Origin of the sequence: Sphingomonas endophytica, from assembly GCF_001476895.1 — a bacterium.
Lineage (GTDB): Bacteria > Pseudomonadota > Alphaproteobacteria > Sphingomonadales > Sphingomonadaceae > Sphingomonas > Sphingomonas endophytica_A.
In genome coordinates this window covers 1-637 of sequence record NZ_LDTB01000118.1, presented here as the reverse complement: position 1 = coordinate 637, position 637 = coordinate 1, and the positions used below count along the sequence as shown (strand labels likewise).

Here is a 637-nt window from a genome sequence, read left to right as displayed (position 1 = left end):
CCTCGATTTTATCGTGGCCAATGCGTGCGTTCGCCGTGCAGGCCTGCGCCGTCAACAAGGACCTCGGCTTGGATCCGTCCAAGTTCAACGTCAATGGCGGCGCGTTCGCGATCGGCCATCCGGTCGGCGCGTCGGGTGCGCGCGTGCTGGTCACGCTGCTGCACGAGATGCAGAAGCGCGATGCCAAGAAGGGCCTCGCGACGCTGTGCATCGGCGGCGGCATGGGCATCGCCATGTGCGTTGCACGCGACTGAACAAAAGGCAGCGAGGCCGGCTAGGTGATGAAAAGATCATCTGTCAACCACGGCGCGAACTGATAGAAAAGATGCCCGGCTTTGCGCCGGGCATTTTTGTTTTGCGCGAGCATGATCCGGAAAAGTGTGAAGCGGTTTTCCGAACGGATCATGCTCAAAAAGGGAGCGGAAGCGCGACGATCTCATCGCGCTTCGTTGTGAGTGCGTAGACCGGAGTTATCCGGTTATAAAAGACGGCCAAGGAGGAGACGGACATGGCACGTGTTGCATTGGTGACGGGCGGAACGCGGGGCATCGGAGCTGCTATCAGCAAGGCGCTGAAAGCGGCCGGCTACAACGTGGCGGCGAGCTACGCCGGCAATGACGCCGCGGCGGAGAAGTTC

Annotated in this window: 2 protein-coding genes and 1 pseudogene; 2 read left to right on the top strand and 1 reads right to left on the bottom strand. The window is 60.9% G+C overall.

The window, feature by feature from the left end; genetic code table 11:
• Window positions 1-254 (top strand): annotated as a pseudogene (locus NS334_RS16245) (acetyl-CoA C-acetyltransferase); the annotation flags it as partial.
• Window positions 255-274: 20 nt separating this feature from the next.
• On the opposite strand, the gene NS334_RS19305 reads toward NS334_RS16245, so the two are convergent.
• Window positions 275-406, bottom strand: a complete 132-nt coding sequence (locus NS334_RS19305; protein ID WP_275044696.1) for a hypothetical protein — start codon at window positions 404-406, stop codon at window positions 275-277.
• A 102-nt stretch (window positions 407-508) separates the two neighbouring features.
• Here NS334_RS19305 and NS334_RS17880 point away from each other — a divergent pair.
• Window positions 509-637: SDR family NAD(P)-dependent oxidoreductase (locus NS334_RS17880; protein ID WP_153002786.1), on the top strand; the 129-nt coding region annotated here is incomplete at its 3' end.